The following is a 22,355-nucleotide window of genomic DNA, read 5'->3' as shown; positions in this document are numbered from 1 at the left end:
GGCGGGTCAGAAAGGCAGGTTGAGGTCGGGTGCAGCGGTGTACAGCTGAGCACGGAACAGCTCTTTGATGCGTTCCAGCTCTTCATTGGTGTCGGCTTCGAAACGCAGCACCAGCACCGGTGTGGTGTTGGAAGCGCGCACCAGGCCCCAGCCCTTCGGATAGTCGACGCGAACGCCGTCCAGCGTGGTCACGCTGCCTTCGCCCCAATGGCCATCACGCTGCAAGGCGTCGATGATGCCGAATTTGTTTTCGTCGGTAACGGTGATGTTGATCTCCGGCGTCGACACGTCGCTTGGGAACGCGGCGAACACCAGTTCGGCGTCGCGTTTGTCCTGGCTGAGAATTTCCAGCAGGCGGGCGGCGCTGTAGATGCCGTCGTCGAAGCCGAACCAGCGCTCTTTGAAGAAAATATGGCCGCTCATTTCGCCAGCCAGCAGGGCGCCGGTTTGCTTCATTTTCTTCTTGATCAGCGAGTGACCGGTTTTCCACATCACCGGACGACCGCCGTAGCCGCTGATCAGCGCGCCCAGGCGACGGGTGCACTTCACGTCGAAGATCACGTCGGCGCCAGGGTTGCGCGACACCACGTCTTTGGCGAACAGCATCATCAAGCGATCTGGGTAAACGATGGTGCCTTTGTTGGTCACCACGCCCACGCGGTCGCCGTCGCCGTCGAAGGCCAGGCCTAGGTCGGCGCCGGTTTCTTTAACTTTGGCGATCAGGTCGACCAGGTTTTCTGGCTTGCCCGGATCGGGGTGGTGGTTAGGGAAGTTACCGTCGACATCGCAGAACAGCGGAATCACGGTGCAACCCAGGGCTTCGATCAGTTGCGGAGCGATAACACCTGCCGCGCCGTTACCGCAGTCCACGACCACTTTCAGCGGCTTGGCCAGGGCGATGTCGTCGCGAATCTGTTTGAAGTAGCGATCCAGCAACTCAACTTGCTCAACGCTGCCTTGGCCGCTGCTGAGGTTGTTGGTTTCGATACGCTCACGCAGCGCCTGGATTTGCTCGTTGGCAAGGGTGTCGCCCGCGACCACGATTTTGAAGCCGTTGTAGTCAGGCGGGTTGTGGCTGCCGGTGAGCATCACGCCCGTTTTGCCGGCCAGTACGTTGGCTGCGTAATACAACACAGGCGTTGGCACCAGGCCGATGTCGCTGACGGCGCAGCCAGCATCTACCAAGCCTTGAATGAGCGATTGCACCAGTTCAGGGCCGGACAGACGACCGTCGCGACCTACCGATACATTGGGCTCGCCAGCGGCGAGGCTTTCGGCGCCCACTGCGCGGCCGACCCAATACGCGGTTTCAGATGTCAGGGTGTCGCCAACTACGCCACGAATGTCATAGGCGCGGAAAATGCTGGCGGGCAAGTTGGGTGCGGTTTGCGGCACATTGCTCATAGCGGGGGCTTGCTCCAATCCCAGGAGATCCTGGTCTTCGTCGAGGATGTCGATATCGAGAATATCGGTTTCTTGAAAGAGAGGGTTCACCAGCTCGGCAGGCTCTACGGCGGCAGGTGCTGCCACTTTCGTGCCACTCGTACTGCTGCCAGTCGCCTTGGTCTCTTCAACGGGTAGTGGTGCGCTTTGCCGGCGAGGCATTCGCGCGAGTTTCTGAGCCAGCGCATTGAGTACTGGCGAGCGCAGGCTGAAGGCTTTGACGCTTTTGCCTGCAGAGAGTTCTTGTACTAATTGGCTGAGCTGTTCGGCGTCTTTACGCAGTGCACTTTGTAGGCGATTGTTGAGCCACATCAGGCCCAGCAACGAGCCGGAAAGGGCTAACAACACGGCCAGCAGCAGCGGCATGGGCGACACGGGCGGCATCGACAAATCCGGGCCCGGCAGGAATTCGAGTTTCCAGTTCGAGTTGCCGCTGGTAAAGGCCAGCGGGGCGCTCTGTGCATCTTGCCCGCGCGTTGCCAACACTTGCGCCGGGCTCTGACCGAATTGCTGGGAAAGGCGCAATTGACCAATGCCATCAGGCAGCGGTGGCAGAGCCGACAGCAGCCGTTGCAGATCAATGATCAGCAGCAGCGTGCCTTGCGAGGGTTGGTCATCGCTCAGGCGCAGGGGCGCTGCGCTGTAAACCAGCCAGCGCTGCCCGACCTTATAAGCTTCCGGCGCCGGGGTTTGTCCGGCTTCGACACGGCGCAGCAGGTCCATGGCAGCGAAGTTCATCGGCGCGGCGCGCGTGTTGTTCTGCGCCGCCTGGCCCGGCAGGTTGATATAGGCATCCACCACGCCATCCCAGTAACCGAGGTCACGTTCAGCGGCGGTGACCAGCTCTGGGCTCTGGCTTTGCAACGCCAACAGCAACTGCGGATTGCGCGCGGCGGCCTTGGTATCGGCGCTCAGCTGGCGCAATGCCTGCTGTAGCGCGGAGGCCTGGCTGCCGCCCCACGCGTGGGCGAGTTCATCCTGGGTTTTGGTTTGCGCGCTGGTCAGCAAGGCGAACCACAGCACGGCAGCGGCCGCGAGCAGGCCGACAAAGGCGAAGCCAAGCCCGGGCAAGAGTTTTTTCAGCAACGGCTCTTCGTCCGCCTTTTTGGCGGTGGGGTCGCTCACTTGCGGTAGGGTTTCAGCGTCCTTGGCGGTGCGCTTGAAGAGTTTCAATCGGTATCTCCTCGGCGGTGCGTCCTGGCTTTTTTATTAGAGGGGCCGGGCGTATCGGTTATTGACTGCCCGAATGGCCGAAGCCACCGGCGCCGCGCTGGCTTTCGTCGAAGTGCTCAACCAGTTCAAAGCGCGCCTGCACGACAGGCACCAGAACCAGTTGCGCAATACGCTCGCCGATGGTGATGGTGAACGGGGTCTGGCCACGGTTCCAGCACGAGACCATGAGTTCGCCCTGGTAGTCCGAGTCGATCAGGCCGACCAGATTGCCCAGCACGATGCCGTGCTTATGACCCAGGCCCGAGCGCGGCAAAATCAGCGCGGCGAGGGTGGGGTCGCCGATGTAAATCGACAGGCCAGTCGGAATCAGCACAGTTTGGCCAGGCTCCAATACGCGGTCTTCTTGCAACATGGCGCGCAGATCAAGGCCGGCCGACCCAGGCGTGGCGTAGTCGGGCAGGGGGAAATCACGGCCAATGCGTGGGTCGAGAATCTTGGCTTGCAGTGCGTGCATGGGGTGCTCTTAACAGGTGGTAAACAGGCGTCAGGCCCGGTTCAGGCGGTCGGCGATAAAAGCGATCAGCTGCCGGGCAATCTTGCCCTTGCTGGTTTGCGCCAAGCTGCTTTGCTGCAAGTCGCGGTCGATGATGGTGATCGCGTTCTCTTCACTGTTGAACCCGATGCTGGGGTTGGCCACATCGTTGGCAACGATCAGGTCGAGGTTTTTGTCTTTCAGCTTGCGAGCAGCATAGTCGAGCAACTTTTCAGTTTCAGCAGCGAAGCCGACGCTGAACGGGCGATCGTCGCGTTGCGCCAGGGTCGCGAGAATATCCGGGTTACGCACCATTTGCAGGAGCATGCCTTCGCCGGTCGACGGGTCTTTTTTCAGCTTGTGCTGGGCAACCACCTCGGGGCGATAGTCAGCGACGGCGGCGGCGGCGATCAGTAGGTCGCAGGGCATGGCTGCTTCGCAGGCGGCGAGCATGTCGCGGGCGCTGACGACGTCGATGCGGTTAACGCGATCAGGCGTGGGCAAATGCACCGGGCCGGTCACAAGCGTGACCTTGGCACCGGCTTCCACCGCCGCTTCGGCCAGGGCAAAGCCCATTTTCCCCGAGCTGTGGTTGGTGATGTAGCGCACCGGGTCGATGTTTTCCTGGGTCGGGCCGGCGGTAATCAGCACATGGCGACCGGTCAGGCTCTCGCGCTTGAAGCAATCTGCGGCAAGTTGGGCCAGGTCGTTGGGCTCGAGCATGCGGCCCAGGCCAACGTCGCCGCAGGCCTGGCTGCCGGAAGCCGGGCCAAACATATGCAGGCCGCGTGCGATCAGAATTTGGCTGTTGGCTTGGGTGGCCTCATCACGCCACATGGCCTGGTTCATTGCTGGCGCCAAGGCCACGGGGGCGTCGGTGGCCAACACCAGAGTGGTGAGCAGGTCGTTGGCGATGCCTTGGGCCAGGCGCGCCATGAGGTCGGCGGTGGCGGGCGCAATCAGAATGAGGTCGGCCCATTTGGCCAGTTCGATGTGCCCCATCGCGGCTTCGGCAGCGGGGTCGAGCAAATCCATATGAACAGGGTGGCCGGAAAGAGCTTGCAGGGTGAGCGGCGTGATGAATTCGCGACCGCCCTGGGTCATCACCACACGGACTTCCGCACCTTGGTCGCGCAGGCGGCGAACCAGTTCGGCACTTTTATAAGCGGCAATGCCGCCACCCACGCCAAGGACGATGCGTTTCCGGTACAGCCGCTGCATAGGCCTGCCTTATATGAAGTGGACTTCGCCGCGGGCGGCCTCCCCAGGCCGCCCGCCGCGCAAAAAAGTGGGGCTAAGATAGCACAGCGCCCGCAGTGGAACAGCGGGCTACATTCGACAAGGAGGGTTGTATGAGTATTCGCAATTGGCCTGCAGAAGAACGCCCGCGCGAGCGGTTATTGGAGCATGGCGCGAGCAGTCTGACGGACGCGCAATTGCTGGCCATTTTCCTACGAACTGGGGTCGCCGGAAGAAGCGCCGTCGACCTGGCGCGTTTGCTGCTCGATGAGTTTGGCGGGCTGCGCGCCTTGCTCGAAGCCGACCAGGGCAGCTTCAGTTCCCACCTGGGGTTGGGCCCCGCCAAGTACGCGCAATTGCAGGCGGTGCTGGAGATGTCGCGGCGTCATCTGGCCGAACGCCTGACCCACGACTCGGTGCTGGAAAGCCCGGCCGCCGTGCGTGAGTACCTCGTCGCGCAGCTTCGCCACGAAGAACACGAAGTGTTTGGCTGCCTGTTTCTGGATTCCAAACATCGGGTGCTCGCTTTCGAGGCGCTGTTCCAGGGCACCATCGATGGGGCCACTATTTACCCTCGGCAGGTGGTGAAACGCGCGCTGGCTCATAACGCCGCGGCGGTGATTTTGTGCCACAACCATCCCTCCGGGGTTGCCGAACCTAGCCAGGCGGATCGCGTGATGACATCGCAGTTAAAAGCGGCGTTAGGGCTAATTGATGTGCGAGTGCTCGACCATTTCATCATCGGCGAGGGCTCGCCGTTATCTATGGCGGAATGGGGGCTGATGTAGGCAGGTGCGCGGGCAAAGGAAGGCGCAGGGAATGGCCCGCTGCGCCTGTTTCTTACATTAAGGCGTTAGCGAAATGCGCGAGAAATCCTGACGTCCAAACGGGCTGACCTGATACCCCTGTACGTCTTTTCGCGTTAAAGCCGTTGCCGTCGGATGAGCCAGCGGCAACCACAAAGCCTGCTGTTGAATGTGGGTTTGCGCCTGCTGATAGAGCGCGGTGCGCTGTTCTGTGTCGCTGGTGGCTTTGCCGTCGCTAATCAACTGGTCCAACGCTTTGTCGCAGTAACGGGCGAAGTTGGTGCCCGATTGCACGGCGGCACAGGAGAACTGCGGGGTCAGGAAGTTATCCGGATCACCGTTGTCGCCTGCCCATCCCATAAAGAGAAGGTCGTGCTCGCCGGCTTTGGCGCGGCGCACCAACTCGCCCCACTCGATCACGCGGATTTGCGCGCGAATGCCGACTTTCGCCAGGTCTGCCTGCAATAGCTGCGCGCCGAGGCTGGGGTTGGGGTTGAGGAGGCTGCCGGTTGGGCGGGTCCAGATCGTCGTCTCGAATCCGTCTTTCAGCCCGGCCCTTTCCAGGAGGGCTTTGGCTTGCTGGGGATCATGGGCGTAGCCGGGCAACGCTTTGGCGTAGCTCCAGGTGTTTGGTGGGAATGGGCCGTTGGCGGCGATGGCGCTGTCTTCGAAAACGGCTTTGACGTAGTTGGCTTTGTCGAAGGCCAGGTTGATGGCCTGGCGCACCTCGGGTTTGTCCAGCGGCGGGTGCTGACTATTAAAGGCAACGAAGGCGGTCATGAACGCCGGCGTCGACACCACGTTCAGCGCCGCGTCTTTGCTGGCGGAAGTCACATCAAGCGGCTTGGGCGACAGCGCTACTTGGCACTCGCCGCGCCGCAGCTTTTGCAGCCGCACATTGGCGTCCGGGGTGATGGCGTACACCAGCGCATCAACCTTTGGCTTGCCGGCGAAATAGTCCGGGTTGGCTGCGTAGCGCACGACGGCGTCTTTTTGAAAGCGCTTGAACACGAACGGGCCGGTGCCGATTGGCTGGGCGTTGAGTTTTTCCGGTGTGCCGGCCTTGAGCAGCTGCGCGGTGTACTCGGCTGAATAAATAGAAGCGAAACCCATGCTCAGCGTGGCGAGGAAGGTGGCTTCCGGGTGGTTAAGGGTAAAACGCAGGTGCTGGGGCGAAGGCGCCTCCACCTTCTTTATAAGGGCCGGCAGTTGCATTGACTGCGCATGGGGAAAACCGCTTTGCGCCACCTTGTGCCATGGATTGGCGGGATCGAGCATGCGCTGGAAGCTGAACAGGGCGTCGTCGGCATTAAAGTCGCGGGTTGGTTTGAAGTAGTCGGTGCTATGGAACTTCACGCCCTGGCGCAGGGTGAAGTCGTAAGTCAGGCCGTCGTCCGACACGGTCCAGCTTTCTGCCAGGCTCGGCACCAGCTGGGCGGTGGCGGCGTCGAATTCGACCAGGCGGTTCATTAATACGTCCGCCGAGGCGTTGGTGGTGGTCAGGGTGTTGTACTGAACCACATCGAAACCCTCGGGGCTGGCTTCGGTGCACACACTCAACGCGGCCGCTTGCAGGGCCGAACTGAACAGCGAAATAGCAAACAGCGACAGGGCGGCACGGCGCATCGGCAGACTCCTTAAATTCATCGCCAGCTTCGAGCGGCGAGTCGGCGGCCCATCCGCGGGGCCGGAAATAACGCGAGCGGTCTACCCTAGACCATGGGGCGCGGCAGAACAATCGATGTCGCCTGACGAGTGGTTACGCCAGCGATGGCGCTTGTTGAAGCGGTTGCAGGTAGAATGCTCGCCCCCATTTGGCCAGCAAACGGTAGTTATCCTTGTTGCTATGGGGGCTTTCTGGTATAAAGCAGCGCTCTTTTCTAGGGGCCCGGTTCCTTCGCTTGTAGGTGTGGCCGGTAAGACCCTGAAGAAACGCGGCGCAGAGCGCCAAATGACTTTGAGTTTAAGCGGCCAACCCATGCCGGGTTGGGCATGTGGTTTTAGAGGGCTGATGTATGTCGAGAGTCTGTCAAGTTACCGGTAAGGGTCCGGTAACCGGGAATAACATTTCCCACGCTAACAACAAAACCCGTCGCCGTTTCCTGCCAAACCTGCAGCATCACCGCTTCTGGGTTGAATCGGAGAAGCGTTTCGTGCGTCTGCGCGTCACTGCCAAAGGCATGCGTATCATCGACAAGCGTGGCATTGATGTCGTGCTGGCCGAAATCCGCAGCCGCGGCGAAAAGGTTTAAGGAGCTAAATCATGCGTGAATTGATCCGTTTGGTGTCGAGCGCCGGTACTGGCCACTTCTACACCACCGACAAGAACAAACGTACTACCCCGGACAAAATCGAAATCAAAAAATTCGATCCAGTTGTTCGCCAGCACGTGATCTACAAGGAAGCCAAGATCAAGTAATTGATCCGGCCCTTGCCCAAAAAGCCCCGCACATGCGGGGCTTTTTGTTTTCTGCTGATATGTAGCTGAACGCTTGGTTCTCGTCTCCAGGCGCCAGAAACGCAAAAAGCCCCACGCGTGAACGTGGGGCTTTTCGTTTGTATGGTGCACCAGGCGGGATTCGAACCCACGACCCCTGCCTTCGGAGGGCAGTACTCTATCCAGCTGAGCTACTGGTGCAGCGCGGGCGCCATGATACGCATGTCGCTCGCAGGCGTCCATGCCGAGCTGTTTTGTTCGCGATATCAAACGAAAGTACTAATCCCTACGCCTTCCTGCTCAGAAAATAACCACCTTTTGCGGGTTTTCGTACATTTTTTCGAACAGCCTATTGCCCTTTGGCAGTGACGACCCTAGGATTCGTTTGAGATTTCAAACGCCCCGACGCTCATGGCCGCAGACCGAACCAAGCGATCTGCAGCTGTTCCAAAAGCCCGTCACCAGCGCTCAATCCGTTCCACGTGTCATCCACTATTTCTCGCCGCAGCGCACACTCGCTGCGGCGGCTTACAACAATTTTGCCCGCCGCTCTGCTGGTGGGCTAAAGGAGACGGCTATGCAACTCAAAGACGCTCAATTGTTTCGCCAGCAAGCCTTTATCGACGGCGCGTGGGTAGACGCGGACAGCGGCCACACCATCAAGGTCAACAACCCGGCCAACAATGAAATTCTCGGCACCGTGCCAAAAATGGGCGCTGCTGAAACCCGTCGCGCCATCGAAGCGGCCGACAAGGCCCTGCCGGCCTGGCGTGCACTGACCGCCAAAGAGCGCTCCAACAAGCTGCGTCGCTGGTTTGAGTTGATGATCGAAAACCAGGACGACCTCGGTCGCCTGATGACCCTCGAGCAAGGCAAGCCATTGGCCGAAGCCAAAGGCGAAATCGCCTACGCCGCTTCCTTTATTGAGTGGTTCGCTGAAGAAGCCAAGCGCGTCTATGGCGACGTGATTCCAGGCCACCAGCCGGACAAACGCCTGATCGTGCTCAAGCAGCCAATCGGCGTCACCGCGGCCATCACGCCGTGGAACTTCCCCGCCGCGATGATCACCCGTAAAGCCGGCCCGGCCCTGGCCGCTGGCTGCACCATGGTGCTCAAGCCCGCGAGCCAAACGCCGTACTCCGCTCTGGCGTTGGCCGAATTGGCCCAGCGTGCCGGCATTCCGAAAGGCGTGTTCAGCGTGGTGACCGGCAGCGCTGGCGACATTGGCAGCGAGCTGACCAGCAACCCCATCGTGCGCAAGCTGTCGTTCACCGGCTCGACTGAAATCGGTCGTCAGCTGATGGCTGAATGCGCCCACGACATCAAGAAAGTCTCGCTGGAACTGGGTGGCAACGCGCCGTTCATTGTCTTCGACGACGCTGATCTGGATGCCGCCGTTGATGGCGCGATCATCTCCAAATACCGCAACAACGGTCAGACCTGCGTCTGCGCCAACCGTCTGTACATTCAAGACAGCGTGTACGACGCGTTCGTGGAAAAACTGAAAGTTGCCGTGGCCAAGCTGAAAATTGGCAATGGTCTGGAAGATGGCACCACCACCGGCCCGCTGATCGACGACAAAGCGGTCGCCAAAGTGCAAGAGCACATCGCCGACGCTATCAGCAAAGGCGCCAAAGTGGTGTCCGGCGGCAAGGCCCACAGCCTGGGCGGCAGCTTCTTCGAGCCGACTATTCTGGTAGACGTGCCGAAGACTGCAGCAGTCGCCAAGGAAGAAACCTTTGGCCCGCTGGCGCCGCTGTTCCGCTTTAAAGACGAAGCCGATGTGATCGCACAGGCGAACGACACCGAATTCGGTCTGGCCTCGTACTTCTACGCTCGCGACCTTGGCCGTGTGTTCCGCGTGGCTGAAGCGCTGGAGTACGGCATGGTCGGCATCAACACCGGTCTGATCTCCAACGAAGTGGCGCCATTCGGCGGCATCAAGGCGTCGGGTCTTGGCCGTGAAGGTTCGAAGTACGGCATCGAAGACTATCTGGAAATCAAATACCTCTGCCTCGGTGTGTAACTAATCGACCTCCGGGTCGTCGGCCATACGGCGTTGAAATGCTGCCTCAGATGCTCACGTACGAATGTACGCTGCGCTCTTCGCCAGCATTTCGCCTTGTCTGGTCTTAGCCCCGAAGCTCTCGAGCGGCGTTAAGCCGAAGAGCACAAAGAGCAAAAGCATTAAGACGTCATTGAAACACCCCAGGGCGGAACCAACGAGCCGGCCCGCCCGGGCAGCAGCACCGCACTAAAGAACCTGAGCAACCGGCAGGGCGTGGCAGTCGATCATCGAATGCTGCCGCGCCTTTCCCCGATTGCGTTTATCCCACTGCGCCGCCCGATGAAGCAGCGAATGAGGACCGAAACATGAGCAAGACTAACGAATCCCTGATGCAACGCCGCATGGCCGCCGTACCGCGCGGTGTGGGCCAGATCCACCCGATTTTCGCTGAGCGCGCCGAGAACGCCACCGTGTGGGACGTTGAAGGCCGTGAGTTCATCGACTTCGCCGGCGGCATCGCCGTACTCAACACCGGCCACCTGCACCCCAAAGTGGTTGCAGCGGTGCAAGAGCAACTGACCAAGCTGTCGCACACCTGCTTCCAGGTACTGGCTTACGAGCCCTACGTAGAGCTGTGTGAAGAAATCGCCAAGCGCGTACCCGGCGATTTCGCCAAGAAAACCCTGCTGGTGACGTCCGGTTCCGAAGCCGTCGAAAACGCCGTGAAAATTGCCCGCGCTGCCACCGGCCGCGCTGGCGTAATCGCCTTCACCGGCGCTTACCACGGCCGCACCATGATGACCCTGAGCCTCACCGGCAAAGTGGTGCCGTACTCCGCGGGCATGGGCCTGATGCCTGCCGGCGTGTACCGCGCCCAGTCGCCGTGCGAGCTGCACGGTGTGAGCGAAGACGAGTCCATCGCCAGCATCGAGCGCATCTTCAAGAACGACGCGCAGCCGTCCGACATCGCCGCCATCATCATTGAGCCGGTGCAGGGCGAAGGTGGTTTCTACACCAACTCCAAAGCCTTTATGCAGCGCCTGCGCGCCCTGTGCGACCAGCACGGCATTCTGCTGATCGCTGATGAAGTGCAAACCGGCGCTGGCCGTACCGGCACCTTCTTCGCCACCGAACAGCTTGGCGTGATTCCAGACCTGACCACCTTTGCCAAATCCGTCGGCGGCGGTTTCCCGATTTCCGGCGTTAGCGGTAAAGCCGAAATCATGGACGCCATCGCACCGGGCGGCCTGGGCGGCACGTATGCCGGTAGCCCAATCGCCTGTGCGGCCGCGCTGGCCGTGCTGAAAGTGTTTGACGAAGAGAAGCTGCTGGAACGCTCGCAAGCCCTGGGCGAACGCCTGAAAGCCGGCCTGCGCGACATCCAGGCCAAGCACAAGGTGATCCGTGACGTTCGTGGTTTGGGTTCGATGATCGCCATCGAGCTGTTCGAAGGCGGCGACACCCACAAGCCAGCGGCTGAGCTGGTTGGCAAGATCGTGGCACGCGCCCGTGAAAAAGGCCTGATCCTGCTGTCGTGCGGCACCTACTACAACGTCATCCGCTTCCTGATGCCGGTCACCATTCCTGATGCACAGCTCGACAAAGGCCTGGCCATTGTCGCCGAGTGCTTCGACGAACTCGCCTAGGGCTCACCAGCTCGGCAGTGTTGAGACCCGCTTCGGCGGGTCTTTTTTTGCCTGCGGTTAAGCCAGCGGCTTTAGCTGCCGATCAAACTCGGCCATTTTTGGGAACACTAGCGGCTGCGCGTTTTCAACCCCGAGCAGGCGCTCGCGGTAGTCCGCCAGCATTGCCGTGCGGGCGTCGGCGTCGATATACGGCACGTGATACGCCGCGAACGGCGGCAACACGCTAAAGCCGGCATACGCCAGCGTGCCGCGTTGCAGGTGGCGCAGCATCAGGTTCAGTTCGCCGTGAATGGCCTGCTCATCGGCAAACATGTGCGGCTGCGCGCCGATGGTGAAACTGAGCAGGGCTTTCTTGCCGCTCAAGCCGCCTTTGTCATAGAAACGCAGGCCGCCGTAGCACACGCCCGACACCAGTACGCGGTCGATCCAGCCTTTGAGAATGGCCGGCACCGAGCACCAGAATATCGGGAAATTGAAAATCACCAGGTCGGCGGCCAGCAGCTTTTCAAGTTCGGTGGCGATGTCCTCGGCCAGCGCGTTTTGGCCGTGGGCGTGGCGCTGCTCCAGGGCGTACACCAAGTAGTCCGGATTGCTACGCGCCTGGAAATCGGCGGCGCTGGCCACTGGGTTCCAGTTCATTGCGTACAGGTCGGAAACCTGAACCGAGTGGCCGGCGGCTTCCAAGGTGCTGACGGCCAGGTCTTTCATGGCGGTGCAGAACGATTGCGGCTCGGGATGGGCGTGAACAATAAGCACATTCATACGTGGGCGGGCCTGTTGCGATAGACGAAAAAAGCGGCGCTAAAGCGCCGCTGCAAAGGTGGGGCGAAACCGATCAGGCGGTTTGCGTTTGCTGCGTCGCTGGTTTGCTTTCGGCAGTGCGGGTCCAGCGATTGGCCCGGGCAAAGGTGCCAAAGTCATTGAATCGCACACCCGCTTCGCGCATCACCTTGTGCGCAAACGGCACGGTGAGCTGGCGGATATAGAAGGGCTCTTTCACCACAAAATGGTGAATCGCATGGCTGCTGCCGAAGTTGAAGCAGAACGCTTGCAGCGGCCACATCCACCACGGGTTCAGCACCTGGCATTGCTGGATCACATTGCCCGGCTCGATGTCGCCGTAGTAGTGCATGTTCGAGCTGACAAAGTGCAGGCAAAAAGTGCGCAGCACGTTGGGGCCAACCAGCACGACCACGGCGATATTGACGATGTTCATCACGTCCAGCGTGGTGGCCGACCACTCAATCGGCGAGCCCAGCAGCGTGGCGACGAAGGTGCTGAGGTGAAAGCCCAGAAACACGTACCAAGTGCCCCAGTTCAGCAGCCCCAGCGGTGCGTACACCTTCAGGGTGCGGCTGACGATCATCCACTTGTGGCTCCAGGTTTTGGCGCGCAGAAAGCGAATGAACGAGGACATCATGTTGTCGCCCACCATCAGCAACCGCGCGATGCCCCATGGCTCGCCGTTGGTGATGGCGCGCTCTTCCATGTCGGTTTCGGTGCCCGATACCTTGTGGTGGTTGAGGTGCAAATGGCGGCGCACCCAGGGGTTGATGGTGCTTGGGCGAGCCAGCCAGACCAGCGCCATCATCAGGTTGTGCGGCACGCGTTGTTTGCGAAAGTACATCGAGTGGATCAGGTCATGTTCCAGCTCGTGGGTCAGCGAGGCGAAGAAGGCGTTGAGCAGCAAGCACGCCCACCACGCCATGTAGCCTTCAATGTACAACGCGGCGCTGCCGATCATGCCGGCCAGGGCGAAGGCGAGAATGCCGGCGCCGAGGGCGTCCTGGTGTTTAAGAATCGGGAAGCGCTGGCGCAGCTCGACGCCGTGGGCCATCACCACTTCGCGAATATGCGCAGCGCGTTGTTGCGCATTCTGGTTCACGGGGCTTGCAGGAGAGTGGGACATGCTTACATCCTCTAATTAACGTGAGGCTACTGTGCCGGGCCGGGCGCCCGCCGGCCTGACCTCGAACGCCAACCTGTTGACCGGATGCGCCAATCTGCATGACTGCTGAACCCACCACCCTCGCCAGCTGGACCCGGGCACTGCGCAAGCAGCTCGACGCCCTGGGCCTGGATAGCGCGCAGCTGTGCCTGGACGCCGGCCTTGATCCCGCCTTGATGGAACACCCCAATGCACGCTATCCGCTGTCGGCCACCACGCGCTTGTGGCGCCTGGCCGTCGAGGCCAGTGGCGACCCGGCGCTGGGCCTGAAAACCTCGCAATACGTCAGCCCCACCAGCTTTCACGCGCTGGGTTATGCGCTGATTGCCAGCGGCAGTTTGCGCGAGGTGTTCGAGCGCATCGTCCGCTATCACCAAGTGGTCAGTGATGCCCTCAGCCTGGAATTGAAAACCCTGCCCGATCGCTACGAGTTCTACCTCAAGGTGCCGGCAGGCGGCCCGGCGCCGGCGCCCGAGGCGATTGATGCATTTATCGCCATCTATGTGCGCACTTGCCGCAACCGCCTGGGTCGCGACTTCGCGCCGCTGGCCGTGCACCTTCGCCGCCCAACGCCAGCCGACCCGACGCCGTGGCAGGAAGCGCTGCGTGCGCCGATCCACTTCGGCGCCGCGCAAGACTTTCTGCAGTTTCCCCGGCAGCCGTTCGACAACACCCTCGAAGACGGCAACGAAGAGCTGGCCGAGCACAACGAAACCGTGCTCAAGCGCACCCTCGAACAGCTTCAGCCCGTGACCTGGCGGCGCCGTGTTTGTGCCTGCCTGGAAAGCCAATTGCCCAACGGCGAGCCGTCGGCCGAGCGCATCGCCAGCGGCCTGCACCTGAGCCTGCGCAGCTTGCAGCGCCACCTGGCCGACGAAGGTTGCAGCTATGAGCAGTTGCTCAGCGAAACCCGCCAGAGCCTGGCCCTACAACACATGCGCGACCCGCATTGCTCCATCAGCGAAATCGCCTATCTGCTGGGCTTTGCCGACAGCAGTAGCTTTAGCCGCGCCTTCAAACGCTGGACCGGCCAGGCGCCGAGCCAATACCGCGACGGGCTATTAGCCAAGCCGTGACGCACCCCGTGCTAAAGCCTACTGGCAGCTCGGCCGATGACATGCTCGAATACGCGACCATTGCGTTGCCAGCACCATAAGAACAAGAGGTTTGCCGATGCGCCCCGCTTACTCTCGCCGCCCGTGGGTCTGCCTGCTGCATGCTGCCGGGCTGGCCGTGCTGATGGTGGTTTACCAACAAACCCAGCTGCCGCTGTACCTGAGCATTCCCGCGTATTTGCTGCTGGCGCTGTGGCCATGGCTCGGCCCGTGGGAAACCCCGGCGCTCGACGACAGCGGCCCGGCACAAGCGCCGCAGGCATTCAGCGAACTCAGCCAGAAACTCTCGCGCAGCACCTGCAATAACGCCCTGTCGGCGGCGCAGGTGGCGTTTGGCGTGCAACAGATGGCCGACAAGCTTCAGTCGCAACTGCACGCCGTTGAGCAAATGAGCGTCGGCGCTCAGGCCATGACCGACACCGAACAGGCCAGCGCGCAACGCGCCGAACACACCCTCAGCGCCGCGCAAGCGGTTCGCCAGCGCAGTGACGACGGCCAGCAAGCCTTGCAACAGGCCATCGCGCGCATGCAGCAACTGAGCGTGCAAGCCGGCGACAGCCGCACGTTGATGGACGGCTTGAGCAGCCGCACCGAGCAGATTCAGCAAGTCACCCAAGTGATTCAATCCATCGCCAGCCAGACCAACCTGCTGGCCCTCAACGCCGCCATCGAAGCCGCCCGCGCGGGCGACCAGGGCCGTGGCTTTGCCGTGGTCGCGGACGAGGTGCGCAAGCTGGCCGGGCGCACCGCCGAGGCCACCGAGGAAGTCGCGCAAATCGTCACCGACATTCGCCAGCAAAGCAGCGCCGTGGTCAGCCACATTCAACAGCAAGCCAGTGAACTCGACGGCGCCGCCGCGCAGGTTGAAGCCAGCGGCGAGCACTTGCTGGGCATTACCGAATTGGCCAGCGAGGTGCAAAGCCAAGTCGATGCCATCAACAGCGGCACCGAGAGCAACCACCAGCAGCTGTCGGCGTTATTCAGTGCGCTGGAACAGTTGCGCGGCGACGTTCACGGCAGCGAAACGCAAACCCGCGAATTGGCCCAGGCCGCGCAACGGTTGGTCGGCCAGGCGGAAACGGTGAGCGAGCAACTGGCCGAGGTGGGCCTGGATGACTACCACCAACGCATCTACGACCTCGCCCGCGAAGGCGCTGCTACCATCGCGGCGCAATTTGAAGCCGACATCCAGGCGGGGCGTGTCAGCCTCAGCGACTTGTTTGACCGCAGCTATCAGCCCATCGCCAACAGCTTTCCGGCCAAATACCGCACACGCTTCGATGCCTATGCCGACCAGGTGCTGCCCGCCATTCAGGAGCCGCTGCTTTCGCGCCACGAAGGCCTGGTCTTCGCCATCGCCAGCACCCCGGACGGCTACGTGCCCACCCACAACCGCGCCTTCAACCACGCCCCCACCGGTGATCGCGCCGTGGACACCGTGAAAAGCCGCAGCAAACGGCTGTTCAACGACCCCACTGGCATTCGCTGCGGCAGCCATGAGCAGGCGCTGCTGCTGCAGACTTACAGCCGCGATACCGGGGAGTTGATGCACGATTTGTCGGTGCCGATTACGGTGCAGGGACGGCATTGGGGCGGGTTGCGGTTGGGGTATCGGCCGCAGGGGTGATGAGGGGCGGGTTGGTCACGATTCTTCGTCTGATCCAACATTCTGGATCCCCGCGTTCGCGAGGATGACGGAGGTTTGTTTGAAGACCACCGTCATCCTCGCGCACGCGGGGATCCAGTATCTCGGATGAAACGCAAATCGCCGCCCATCGACCCCTTACGCCACCCCACAAAACCCGAGGCTGGCGAACCGTCGGACCACCGCCTACCTGGGAGGACGGAGGTTTGGAGGAAAAATACCGTCATTCCCGCGCAGGCGGGAATCCAGAATCTCGGACGAAACACAAATCGCAGCCCAACGACCCCTCACGCCAAAACCCCCATCACGCCTGCCCCGCCGCCACCCCTCGCAACCGCTCCACATCCACAATCTCAATCTCCCCATACGTCAGCCGCACAATCCCCTGCGCCTGCAGTTCCTTGAGTATCTGATTGGTCGTCTGCCGAGAAATCGCCAGCATCAGCGCCAGCTGCTCCTGAGCCAAATGCAGCACCCGCCGCGTATCGCCCTCGCCGTAGTTGTCGGCAATCATCAACAGCCGCTGGGCCAGGCGCGGAGCGGCGGGCAGCAAGCTGATCTGCTCCAGGGCGATAAACGCCAAACGCAATTTCTGGCTCATCAACAAGGCGAAATCGCGCCAATAAGCGGGCTGGCGTTGCAGCATCGCGTTCAGTGCACTTTGCGCCACGTGCAGCAGCACGGTTGGGCCCTCGGCGAAGGCGTCGTGGGTGCGGGGCTGGCCGTCGAACAGGGAGATTTCGCCGAACCAGTACGGCGGCTCGACCAGCGTCAGCAGCGCCTCCTTGCCGTTAACGCTCACCGCCCCCACACGCATGGCGCCTTCCACCACCGCGTACAACCCGCACGGCTGATCGCCACGGTGGAACAACCGTTCGCCGCTCTGTAGGCGGCGTATTTGGGCCTGGGTCAGCAATTCATTCTGTAGCGACTGCGGCAGGTGGCTAAACCACTGGCCGGTGCGCAGCAGCGGCAGGTAAGGCGAAACGTCATTCATGGCTGATCCGGGCGCGAGCTAAGGTTTGTCAGCTACCTGACAGAGTTGCAGCTTACTCAACCTGCATGATTCATCCAGCCCGAATAGAGGCAGCCTCCGAGGACATAAAATGAAAACCCTGACAGATCATCTCGCCCAATACGCCGCCTATCACCGCGACCGGCGCAATATCTTCACCCACTTCATTGGCGTGCCGATGATTGCCTTTGCCGTGACGGCTTTGCTTTCGCGCCCCGGTTTCAGCGCCTTTGGCCTGTGGCTGTCGCCCGCCACGCTATGCGCGCTGGCGTCCGCTGTGTTCTATCTGCGCCTGGAAATGCGTCTGGGGTTGCTGATGAGCGCCTTGCTTGGGCTGAGCCTGTGGGGCGGTGCCAACCTGGCGGCCGAGAGCACGCTGGTATGGCTCAGCGGCGGTATCGGCTTGTTTGTGGTGGGTTGGATCATTCAGTTCGTCGGCCACTACTACGAGGGCCGCAAGCCGGCGTTTGTCGATGATCTGTCCGGCCTGATCATCGGCCCCCTGTTTGTGGTCGCCGAGCTGCTGTTTCTGGTCGGCATTCGTGACGACCTGCGCCAGGCCATTGAAGAGCGTGCCGGTCCGACGCACATCCGTGGCAAAGACGCCTTGGTATAAGGCGTCTCGCCCAGGTTACTTCGCGCCCAGCAACTGATCGCTCATCGCTCGTGCATGGCGGTCGACGATGGTCGGCGCGAAGGGCCGGCCTGAAAGGCTGGTCATCGCCGTAACGCCGCTGTTCATGTCGGCCAACGCCACGCGCAGGTAGCTCCAGCGCGTGTCGAGCTTCTTCTTCACCGCTGCGTCCTGCTCGGCCAGGGCGTTCATCTGCTGATCAATTTCCGGCACTAACAGACGCTCGTCCTGACCGATGTACTGGTCGGCGTGTTCGCGCGCCAGCTCGAAGCTGCCGACGTACGAGCGGAACAGGTACTGAACCGACAGGTACTCGAGCTTTACCGGCAAGTCCTCTTCGGGCGTGGCTGGCGTCAGACCGTGGGCGCTGATGAGGAAATCACGCAGGGCTTTGCTCAGTTCTTTCTGATAGCCCCATGGCACGTCTTCCTCGTTGGGGCCGAAAGAAACACCGCGTTTGATTTGGGTAACAAGGTTCTGTTGAGCGCTGCGTAGCTCGGCGCTGGCCTGCGGGCTGCTTTGAACGGCGGCGGCGAGGGCGCCGAGGTCGCTGTCGACCCGTTCGCTGTAGCTGGCCTGATAGCCTTCGCCGCGGTACAGCAGCAGGCTGCCAACCGCGCGGCAGGCCTGAACCTGCATGTGTTGCTGTGGTGTCGCGGCCGCTGCCGGGAGGCTGGCCAGTGCGGCCAACAGGCAGGCGAGCCAGACGTGAAGCATGGACGTACTGCGCATACCGAGGTGCTCCTTATTATTTTTTTGAGCAGTGCGGACTTAATTTCCCCGCGCGTAGCGTACTGCACTGCAGCGCTAAGGAAATTAGCCCCAAAGAGTGATTTGCGCCGGTATCGGTCATCCATTCGCACGTTTGCCGCACTTAAGTGCTACTGCGCCAGCGCAACCCACGGCTGACCGGCCTTGGAGCAAGGCGAGCGGGGTCGCGCAGACGAAAAAAAACCGCTCAACCGATGGCGGAGCGGCGGGGAAGAGACGTTGACTGAGGAGCTACCGCCATCAACGTCAGGAGAACGGGTGGGGCGCGACGTATGGCGCCCGGACTTTCAGCTGTCTTGTGCGGCCTTATCGGCGGCTTTTTGGGCAGCGACTGCTTGGTCAGTGGCGCCTTGCGCCTTTTCTTGGATTGCCGCATTACGCGCAACAAAGGCCGGTGACTCTTCAGCCAGGGTAAGTTGCGAGAAAAACAGCGAACTGGTGGCGAAAATGGCAGTAAGCAATAAGGTACGTGGCATAGTGTGATCCTCAAAACGGGCTCATCGGAGAAAACGTGGCCAGTCTAGCGAGGCGCTTTGGCGGGAAAAATGCCGAATCTGGTGATGCGCTGTTACCTAAAACGCAACAGTGTTATGGCGCCCAATGGGCCGGATTATCAAGAATCGCCTCGTCTTGAGCGAATAGCGGCGGCAATTGTTCCTTCAGAAACTCCACCCAGGTTTTGATCTTGGCATCGAGGAAACGCCGCGACGGGTACAGCGCATAGATGTTGCGCTCGCGCAGCCGGTATTGCGGCAGCAGGCGAACCAGGCTGCCGTCGCGCAGCGAAGGGCAGGCGACGAAGGAGGGCAGCAGGCAAAAGCCCATGCCGGCCTGCGCGGCTTTAGCCAGCGACTCGGCGATGTTCACTTGGAAGGCTTCGGTGGGCAGCACTTCATAGCTGCCGTCGCCGTCTTCGCCCTCATCAAGTACCCAGTTATCGACGTACAGCGGATCAAGTAGTCGCAAGTAGCGGTGCTCGCGCAGTTCGGCCGGGCTGCGCGGGGTGCCGTGTTTGGCCAGGTAGGCGGGCGCGGCGCAGAGCACGCTGTACATGGCGCCGAGGTTCTGCGCCACCAGTTGTGAATCGGGCAGCTCACGGGCAAAGGCGATGATGACGTCGTGGCCGTCTTCGATAGGGTCGGGGTTGCGCTGCGACAACGTCAGGTCGACCACCACCTGCGGGTAGCGCTCGGCATAAATCGCCACCAGTTGGGTGAGGTGCTGCAGACCCAGGCCGGTCATGGTGTGCACCCGCAGCCGGCCGCTGGGAATCAGGTGCGCGCCGCGGGCTTCGGCGGCGGCTTCGTCCACTTCGCTGAGTATCTGCCGGCAGCGTTGCAGGTAGCGCTCGCCGGTTTCGGTCAGGGCCAGACGCCGCGTGGTGCGGTGCAGCAGCCGCGCGTGCAGCTGTTGCTCCAACTCCGACACCAACCGCGACACCTGCGCCGTGGAAAGCCCCAGCGCCTGCGCGGCGGCGGTAAAGCTGCCGGTGTCGATGACACGGGCAAACACACGCATGCTTTGAAAGGTGTCCATCGAGGTTCTCCGGTAAGCGGGGTGGCGCGATCATTATTGCGCGATGGGTAAGGCTGCTCTACCAAACACGCTGATTATCTGCCCTGGGCGGCAAAATATACTTGGACGCGTGAGCTTTCATCGCTTCGGCTTCGCCGATGGCGTTCTTTACCGTTTTTCTATTTTTCAGGGGTGTGCATGACTGCTGAGCAACGTTTTGCTCGTCGCGTGCGGGTCGCAATTGCGGCCTTCGTCGTGCTGTTTGGCTATTTTCTGGCCGCCGATTTATGGATGCCGATAACGCCGCAGGCGCAACTGACGCGCCCGGTTTTACGCATTGCTCCGCGGGTGAGCGGGCAGGTATTGGATATCGCCGTGGGCAACAATGCCCATGTACAGGCCGGGCAGTTGCTGTTTCGCCTCGACCCCGAGCCGTTCCGCCTGGCGGTGCACGCGGCCGAGCTGGCGCAGGAGCAGGCTGAGCAAAACAACGCGCAACTAGACGCCGCACTCGCCGCCGCGCGGGCCGACCATCAGGCAGCGCAAGCCACGGCCAGCGAGTTGCAGCGTGAAGGCGCGCGGCTGGGCAAGCTGCTGGCCACGCAGCATGTGTCGCGGCAACTGTACGAACAAACCACTTCGCAGACGTCGGCCGCGCAAGCGAAAGTCAGCGCCGCGGCGGCACGTATTCGCGAGCTGACGGTTGAGCGCGGCGAAGCCGGCAGTGGCAACCTGGCGCTGCGCTTGGCGCACAACGCGCTGGAGCAGGCGAAGTTGCAACTGGCCTTCAGCGAAGTGCGCGCCGAGCGCAGTGGTACGTTGAGCAACTTGCAGTTGTCGCCGGGCGCGTATGTGGCAGCGGGCAGTGCGGTGGCCGCGCTGGTGGCAGACCAGGCGGACATCAGCGCCGACTTCCGGGAAAAATCCCTGCGCTATATGCACCTGCAAGACGCGGCGTCGGTGGTGTTCGACGGCCTGCCGGGCCAGGTATTTGCCGGCACTGTCAGCGCCGTCGACGCCGGCGTGAAAGAGGGCCAACTGGAAGCCAATGGCGACCTCGCCGCGCCGGCCATCTCCGACCGTTGGGTGCGCGATGCGCAACGCCAGCGCCTGCATGTGGCCTTGGCGCAACCTTTGCCGCAAGCCTTGCCCAGCGGGGCCAAGGCCACGGTGCAGCTGTACCCGCATGACGCGCCGCTGGCAGCGTTTTTCGGCCGGGCGCAGATCCGCCTGATCAGCCTGCTGCATTACATCTACTGAGGCGGCCATGAACCTGCCCGCCCTCACCGACAACGGCCTGCGCCAATGCCTGCGGCTCGCCAGCGGCGGCACGCTGGGGCTGCTGATCAGCAAATTGATGGACTGGGACAACGGCTCGTTTTTTGCCGTGTACCCGATGTTATTGCTAGGCCTGACACCGGTGATCAATGCCCACGTGATTCGCCAGTTTCTCGCCCAGGCGGTGGTGGCGTGTCTGGAAGTGCTGCTGGTTTACGGCCTGTTCGGCGACCGCCCGCTGCTGATTGTGCCGCTGGTATTTGCCTCGTTCTTCTGGCGGTTCAGGCTGATGGCGCAAGGGCCGCTATTTATGTTTGGCGCCTTGGGCTGTGTGTTTTTGTCGATGCTGCTGCACTTCGCCAGCTACCCCGACACGCACCTGTACGACCTGCTCGCCAGCAACCTGGTGGCGGCGGTGCAAACCGTGCTCATCGCCTGGCTGATGTTCTTTCTGTTCCCCGACGCCGAACCGCGTCCGGCCAAGCCGCCGGTGAGCAAAGACCTGCCCAGCCAGCGCCATGAAGCGCTGCTCGGCGCGAGTATCGCCACGTTGTCGTTCATGCTGTTTCAGAGCGCGGATTTGCGCGATTCGCTGTCGGCGCAAATCGCCTCGATTCTGGTGCTGTTCCCCATGCACTGGCACGGCATCCGCTTCGCTGGGCGCATCCGCGCGTTGGGCACGCTGCTCGGTTGTGCGGTAGGCATGACCTTGCAGCTGGTGCTGTACGACCACTACAACGTGCTGCCGCTGGTGACATTGCTGTACTGGATCGCCACGTTCTTCTGCGCACGCATTCATGTGCGTGAAGGGGCGCAAGGCGTGGGCTTTGGCGCGCTGACCACCATCGCGATTGTGTTCGGCCAATACCTGACACCGCACCAAGACATGATGTTCAGCCTGGCGTATCGCTTGAGTTCGGTGTGTATGGCGGTGTTCGTCACGCTGCTCGCCGTGTTCGCGCTGCACCGGTTTTTTAACCGGTTTGCGGCGGTTCGGCATGAGAGTCATGAGCGGTAGGACGCAGGGTTCGCGTTTGCCGCTTGCCCTCTCCCTGACCCTCGCCCGCAGGCGGGAGAGGGGACTGATCAGTGTGACGACGCAGACCTGCTCCCCTCGCCCGCTTGCGGGAGAGGGGCTGGGGGAGAGGGG

Annotated in this window: 20 protein-coding genes and 1 tRNA gene; 10 read left to right on the top strand and 11 right to left on the bottom strand. The window is 61.7% G+C overall.

Features of this window, described 5'->3' with window-relative positions:
• Positions 1 to 6: 6 nt before the first annotated feature.
• From algC to coaBC, 3 genes are all read right to left on the bottom strand, one after another.
• A complete protein-coding gene (gene algC, locus ACZZ0Q_RS22455; RefSeq protein ID WP_206000669.1) occupies positions 7 to 1,404 on the bottom strand; it encodes a phosphomannomutase/phosphoglucomutase in 1,398 nt (465 codons plus the stop codon).
• A 1,270-nt stretch (positions 1,405 to 2,674) separates the two neighbouring features.
• Entirely contained in the window at positions 2,675 to 3,130 is a 456-nt protein-coding gene (gene dut / locus ACZZ0Q_RS22450) for a dUTP diphosphatase (RefSeq protein WP_463540730.1), read from the bottom strand.
• 30 nt (positions 3,131 to 3,160) lie between these two features.
• Positions 3,161 to 4,369: a bifunctional phosphopantothenoylcysteine decarboxylase/phosphopantothenate--cysteine ligase CoaBC gene (gene coaBC / locus ACZZ0Q_RS22445; RefSeq protein WP_463540731.1), complete on the bottom strand. Its 1,209-nt coding sequence runs from the start codon at positions 4,367 to 4,369 to the stop codon at positions 3,161 to 3,163.
• Positions 4,370 to 4,500: 131 nt separating this feature from the next.
• Here coaBC and radC point away from each other — a divergent pair, with 131 nt between their 5' ends.
• The gene (gene radC, locus ACZZ0Q_RS22440; RefSeq protein ID WP_463540732.1) at positions 4,501 to 5,175 is read left to right on the top strand and encodes a RadC family protein; all 675 of its coding nucleotides are present in this window, start codon (positions 4,501 to 4,503) and stop codon (positions 5,173 to 5,175) included.
• Between the two features lie 57 nt (positions 5,176 to 5,232).
• On the opposite strand, the gene ACZZ0Q_RS22435 is transcribed toward radC, so the two are convergent.
• Positions 5,233 to 6,819: an ABC transporter substrate-binding protein gene (locus ACZZ0Q_RS22435; RefSeq protein ID WP_463540733.1), complete on the bottom strand. Its 1,587-nt coding sequence runs from the start codon at positions 6,817 to 6,819 to the stop codon at positions 5,233 to 5,235.
• 389 nt (positions 6,820 to 7,208) lie between these two features.
• Between ACZZ0Q_RS22435 and rpmB the strand changes: the two genes are divergently transcribed.
• Both rpmB and rpmG read left to right on the top strand, forming a co-directional pair.
• Positions 7,209 to 7,445 carry a 50S ribosomal protein L28 gene (gene rpmB / locus ACZZ0Q_RS22430; RefSeq protein ID WP_084303647.1) on the top strand — a complete coding sequence of 79 codons (237 nt, stop codon included), beginning with the start codon at positions 7,209 to 7,211 and terminating at the stop codon, positions 7,443 to 7,445.
• Between the two features lie 11 nt (positions 7,446 to 7,456).
• Positions 7,457 to 7,612, top strand: a complete 156-nt coding sequence (gene rpmG, locus ACZZ0Q_RS22425) for a 50S ribosomal protein L33 (RefSeq protein WP_108095062.1) — start codon at positions 7,457 to 7,459, stop codon at positions 7,610 to 7,612.
• A 142-nt stretch (positions 7,613 to 7,754) separates the two neighbouring features.
• Here rpmG and ACZZ0Q_RS22420 read toward each other — a convergent pair.
• Positions 7,755 to 7,831: transfer RNA gene (locus tag ACZZ0Q_RS22420), tRNA-Arg, on the bottom strand.
• A 376-nt stretch (positions 7,832 to 8,207) separates the two neighbouring features.
• On the opposite strand from ACZZ0Q_RS22420, the gene gabD reads away from it, so the two are divergent.
• Together gabD and gabT are read left to right on the top strand one after the other, a co-directional pair.
• Complete coding sequence (gene gabD, locus ACZZ0Q_RS22415; RefSeq protein ID WP_463540734.1) at positions 8,208 to 9,656, top strand: NADP-dependent succinate-semialdehyde dehydrogenase; 1,449 nt, start codon at positions 8,208 to 8,210, stop codon at positions 9,654 to 9,656.
• Between the two features lie 347 nt (positions 9,657 to 10,003).
• Entirely contained in the window at positions 10,004 to 11,284 is a 1,281-nt protein-coding gene (gene gabT, locus ACZZ0Q_RS22410; RefSeq protein WP_463540735.1) for a 4-aminobutyrate--2-oxoglutarate transaminase, read from the top strand.
• A 57-nt stretch (positions 11,285 to 11,341) separates the two neighbouring features.
• On the opposite strand, the gene ACZZ0Q_RS22405 is transcribed toward gabT, so the two are convergent.
• Entirely contained in the window at positions 11,342 to 12,046 is a 705-nt protein-coding gene (locus tag ACZZ0Q_RS22405) for an NAD(P)H-dependent oxidoreductase (protein WP_463540736.1), read from the bottom strand.
• A gap of 73 nt (positions 12,047 to 12,119) precedes the next feature.
• On the bottom strand, positions 12,120 to 13,193 hold the full coding sequence (locus tag ACZZ0Q_RS22400) for a fatty acid desaturase (RefSeq protein WP_463540737.1): 1,074 nt from the start codon (positions 13,191 to 13,193) through the stop codon (positions 12,120 to 12,122).
• Positions 13,194 to 13,291: 98 nt separating this feature from the next.
• Here ACZZ0Q_RS22400 and ACZZ0Q_RS22395 point away from each other — a divergent pair, with 98 nt between their 5' ends.
• Both ACZZ0Q_RS22395 and ACZZ0Q_RS22390 read left to right on the top strand, forming a co-directional pair.
• Positions 13,292 to 14,308 (top strand): AraC family transcriptional regulator, encoded by a 1,017-nt coding sequence (locus ACZZ0Q_RS22395; protein WP_463540738.1) that lies wholly within the window; start codon positions 13,292 to 13,294, stop codon positions 14,306 to 14,308.
• 97 nt (positions 14,309 to 14,405) lie between these two features.
• The gene (locus tag ACZZ0Q_RS22390; protein WP_463560942.1) at positions 14,406 to 15,974 is read left to right on the top strand and encodes a methyl-accepting chemotaxis protein; all 1,569 of its coding nucleotides are present in this window, start codon (positions 14,406 to 14,408) and stop codon (positions 15,972 to 15,974) included.
• Positions 15,975 to 16,296: 322 nt separating this feature from the next.
• Here the strand turns inward: ACZZ0Q_RS22390 and ACZZ0Q_RS22385 are convergent, their stop codons facing one another.
• Complete coding sequence (locus ACZZ0Q_RS22385; RefSeq protein ID WP_463540739.1) at positions 16,297 to 16,989, bottom strand: Crp/Fnr family transcriptional regulator; 693 nt, start codon at positions 16,987 to 16,989, stop codon at positions 16,297 to 16,299.
• Positions 16,990 to 17,098: 109 nt separating this feature from the next.
• On the opposite strand from ACZZ0Q_RS22385, the gene ACZZ0Q_RS22380 reads away from it, so the two are divergent.
• On the top strand, positions 17,099 to 17,623 hold the full coding sequence (locus tag ACZZ0Q_RS22380) for an Mpo1 family 2-hydroxy fatty acid dioxygenase (protein ID WP_463540740.1): 525 nt from the start codon (positions 17,099 to 17,101) through the stop codon (positions 17,621 to 17,623).
• Positions 17,624 to 17,638: 15 nt separating this feature from the next.
• Here ACZZ0Q_RS22380 and ACZZ0Q_RS22375 read toward each other — a convergent pair whose 3' ends face one another.
• From ACZZ0Q_RS22375 to ACZZ0Q_RS22365, 3 genes are all read right to left on the bottom strand, one after another.
• Entirely contained in the window at positions 17,639 to 18,373 is a 735-nt protein-coding gene (locus ACZZ0Q_RS22375; protein ID WP_463540741.1) for a hypothetical protein, read from the bottom strand.
• 326 nt (positions 18,374 to 18,699) lie between these two features.
• A complete protein-coding gene (locus ACZZ0Q_RS22370) occupies positions 18,700 to 18,888 on the bottom strand; it encodes a hypothetical protein (RefSeq protein WP_463540742.1) in 189 nt (62 codons plus the stop codon).
• 112 nt (positions 18,889 to 19,000) lie between these two features.
• A complete protein-coding gene (locus tag ACZZ0Q_RS22365; RefSeq protein ID WP_463540743.1) occupies positions 19,001 to 19,948 on the bottom strand; it encodes a LysR family transcriptional regulator in 948 nt (315 codons plus the stop codon).
• 177 nt (positions 19,949 to 20,125) lie between these two features.
• Between ACZZ0Q_RS22365 and ACZZ0Q_RS22360 the strand changes: the two genes are divergently transcribed.
• The gene (locus ACZZ0Q_RS22360; protein ID WP_463540744.1) at positions 20,126 to 21,187 is read left to right on the top strand and encodes an HlyD family secretion protein; all 1,062 of its coding nucleotides are present in this window, start codon (positions 20,126 to 20,128) and stop codon (positions 21,185 to 21,187) included.
• Positions 21,188 to 21,194: 7 nt separating this feature from the next.
• Positions 21,195 to 22,223, top strand: coding sequence for a DUF2955 domain-containing protein (locus ACZZ0Q_RS22355; protein WP_463540745.1), 1,029 nt, complete (start codon positions 21,195 to 21,197; stop codon positions 22,221 to 22,223).
• The last annotated feature ends 132 nt before the right edge of the window (positions 22,224 to 22,355 follow it).

This window comes from Pseudomonas sp. AC070, assembly GCF_979258635.1.
Note: the sequence above shows the minus strand (reverse complement) of the source record. Positions and strands in the feature narration are given on the sequence as shown.